This is a genomic window from Kitasatospora sp. MBT63 (assembly GCF_000710465.2).
GTDB lineage: Bacteria > Actinomycetota > Actinomycetes > Streptomycetales > Streptomycetaceae > Kitasatospora.
This window is the reverse complement of record NZ_JAIZ01000462.1, coordinates 1-3,183: the sequence shown is the minus strand read 5'-3', so window position 1 is coordinate 3,183 and position 3,183 is coordinate 1. Positions and strand designations below refer to the sequence as shown.

Genomic DNA, 3,183 nt, shown 5'->3' with positions numbered 1-3,183 from the left:
GCGGGGCCGCCCCGCGGGGGCGGGTCCGCCCGGCGCGGGCTCGGCACCCACGGGCACGGTCGGGACGGTCGGCGCGGTCCGCCCGGCCGGGACGGCCCCGGCGGCGTGGTCCGGCGCGCCGTCGGTCCGGTCGACCACGGGCACGCTGGTGGTCGGCTGCCGCTCGGCGGCCTTGGCTCTCAGACCCACCGTGTGGCCCGCCACCACCTCGTTCAGCAGCTGCATCGCCTCGTCGGCGCCCGGCCGCCGGGCCGGGTCCTTGGCGAGCAGCGCGGCCAGCACCGGACCGAGCGCGCCGGCCTTGGCCGGCTCCGGCAGCTCCTCCTCGACCACCGCGGTCAGCGTGCTCAGCGGCGAATCCCGGCGGAACGGCGAGGTGCCCTCCACCGCCGCCCACAGCGTGGCGCCCAGCGCCCACAGGTCGGAGGCCGGGCCGGGGCGCTCGCCCTGGGCCCGCTCGGGGGCCAGGTAGTCGGGCGAGCCGACCAGGTCGCCGGGGCGGGTCAGCTCGACCACGCCGGCGCCCTCGAACTTGGCGATCCCGAAGTCCAGCAGCACCACCCGGCCGGTGTTGTGCTCCAGCAGCACGTTGGCCGGCTTGACGTCCCGGTGCAGCACCCCGAGCTGGTGTCCGCGGTGCAGCGCGGCCAGCACCTGCACACCGACCTCGGCGGCCTCCTGCGGACGCAGCTCACCGTCCTGGCTGATCACGTCGGCCAGCGAGCGGCCGTCGACCAGCTCCATCACGATCCAGGGCCGGCCGTCCTGCTCCAGCACGTCATGGATGGTGATCACGCCCGGGTGCTTGATCCGGGCGGCGGCCCGCGCCTCCCGCTTCATCCGGGTCTGCAGGATCTCCAGGTCCTCCTCGGACAGGTGGCTGACGGTGAGCTCCTTGACCGCGACGTCGCGGTCCAGCATCTCGTCCCGGGCGCGCCAGACCGTGCCCATCCCGCCCCGGCCCAGGCGCTCCCCCAGCGCGTACCGGCCCGCCAGCAGCCGGCCCGCGTCCAGTCCCGCTGCCTTGTCCTGTCCGCCCATGGCGACCGCTCCCCCTCCTCCGCCCACCGTCACTCCGACGGAGGTCCCGGCGCGCCCCGGACTCACCGTCCGGACATCTTCCGGGCCAAGCCTAGGCGCACTGCACCAGGGCCAGGATGCCAGCCCGGCCACCTGACCGATTCCCGACCACGGTGCGGTCAGCCGGCCGCCAGCACCACCGCGGCGAGCGCCGCGACCAGCGCCACCAGCACTCCGCCCACCAGCAGCGGGCCGATCAGCGACGGCCGTATCCGGGAGGGGCGGTGACGTTTCATCAGCTCGGTGCCCGGCTCCCCGGCCCGCGACCCGCGCGCGGCGCGGCGGCCGCCGCGCCGGTACGGCTCCACCGGACCGTCCGGGCGGCGCACCGGCAGCAGCGGCGCGGCGGCGAGCAGTCCGGGTCCGAACGGTTCGGGTGCGCCCGCCAGCAGCTCCCGCACCTCGGTCTGGACGTCGACCGCGAGCGGCCGGCCGGCCGGATCGGCCGCCAGCAGCCGCTCGACCAGCGGACGCAGCGGCCCGCAGCCGTCCGCGGGGTGCGGGCGGCCGTCCCGGACCGCGGCCAGCAGGGTCGGCAGGTCGTCCTCCGGGTACGGGCCGTACCCCGTGAGCAGCCGGAACAGCAGCACCCCGAGCGCCCAGCAGTCCGCCGCGGGCCCGGCGTCCGGCGGCCAGCGTTCGGCGCGCGGCCCGAGCAGGACCGCCCGCGCCTCGTACACCCGGCGCGGCACCGGGCCGCCCAGCGCCGAGCACAGCGTCTCCTCGGCCATCCCGAGCAGCAGGCCGCCGAGCAGCGCGGCGCCGTCCTCGCAGACCAGCACCGACTCCGCGGTCACGTTGCCGTGCGAGAGCCCGGCCTCGTGCACGGCCCGCAGCGCGCCGGCCAGGTCGGCCGCCAGCTCCGCCACCCGGTACGGCGGCACCGGCCCGTCCACCGCCAGCTCGGACAGCCGCACACCCGGTGGACGCTCCTCGGCGACCCAGAGGGTGTCGCGTTCGGCGACCACCTCCACGTCGGCCAGCAGCCGCGGGTGGTGCGGGGCCGAGGCCACCGCGGCCGCCACCCGGTCGGCGACCAGCGCGCCGTACTGCGGGTCCGGCTCGGCGCCCGGCTGACCGGGGATCAGCAGCTCCGGCAGGTCCAGCGCGTGCAGCAGCACCTGGCCCCCGGTCCGCAGGTCCTGCGCGGCCGCGCCGATCCCCGGACGGTCCGTCACCCGGTACCGCCCCGCCACCAACTGCCCCGGAGCCGCTCGCATGGATGTTCCTCAGAAAGGGGTCTGGCTGCTCGTACCGGTCAGGGTACGTGGCCCGGCCGTGGGCGGCGTCGAGAGAGGACACGGGCGGACGGGCCGCCGCCGGCCCCTCCTCAAGGACGGCGGGCCGCCGGCGGCGGTTGCGCGCGGCGGGCGCTTCCGCCAGGAACACCCACGGTACGGTGCGGAGCCCCGATCACGGCGCAGGCTGGAAGCTCTCGAAGCCGACCTTGCGGGCGTCGGCGTTGGCCGGGGAGTCCCAGTCCGCGTCGGGCGTCGTCCAGTACAGGGCGTACCCGTACTTGCCGTTGCCGGTGACGAAGCCCCGGTTGAGCGAGTGCATCCGGGTCTTGCTGCCGAAGGTCCACTCCCAGTCGGCGGCGTTGGTCCACTGCCGGTAGGTGATCTGCTTCAGCTGCACCCGCTGGTAGTTGGAGCCGCCGTTGCCGTCGTTCTCGCTGCTGACCCAGTCGTCGTAGGCACTGCCGTGGGCGGGCTGGGTCCAGTCGACCATCAGCTTCACGCCGTTGCCCTTGAACTGGCGGCTGGTCGCGTCGTAGTCCGGGCCCTGGTCGGTCAACCAGCTGGGCAGGTTGATGCTGAAGCCGGACGGGTCGTGGTAGGTCGTGTAGCCGGCCGGCGGGGCCAGGACGGCCGCGTTGCCGGCCGTGGTCCCCGAGGTGCCGGTCGTGCCGGTGGTGCCCGTGGTGCCGGTGGTGTTGCCGGAGGCCGTGGCCCCCGCCGCACCGGGGTTCTGCGCACCGGCGCCCGAGGCCGCGGACGAGGCGGCGGCGGAGGGGGAGGTGGCCGGCGGGGCGGCGGCGGACTGCTGTCCGCCGGCGGCGGGGCTCTGGGCGGCCCCGGCGGCGGCCGGGTCGCCGGCCGA

General features: G+C 76.6%; 2 protein-coding genes and 1 pseudogene. All 3 read right to left on the bottom strand.

Going from position 1 to position 3,183, the window contains the following annotated elements:
- Positions 1-1,041: serine/threonine-protein kinase (locus AA75_RS24950; RefSeq protein ID WP_149038357.1), on the bottom strand; the 1,041-nt coding region annotated here is incomplete at its 3' end.
- A 158-nt stretch (positions 1,042-1,199) separates the two neighbouring features.
- Positions 1,200-2,300 carry a hypothetical protein gene (locus tag AA75_RS24945; RefSeq protein WP_149038356.1) on the bottom strand — a complete coding sequence of 367 codons (1,101 nt, stop codon included), beginning with the start codon at positions 2,298-2,300 and terminating at the stop codon, positions 1,200-1,202.
- A 193-nt stretch (positions 2,301-2,493) separates the two neighbouring features.
- Positions 2,494-3,183 (bottom strand): annotated as a pseudogene (locus tag AA75_RS49725) (hypothetical protein); the annotation flags it as partial.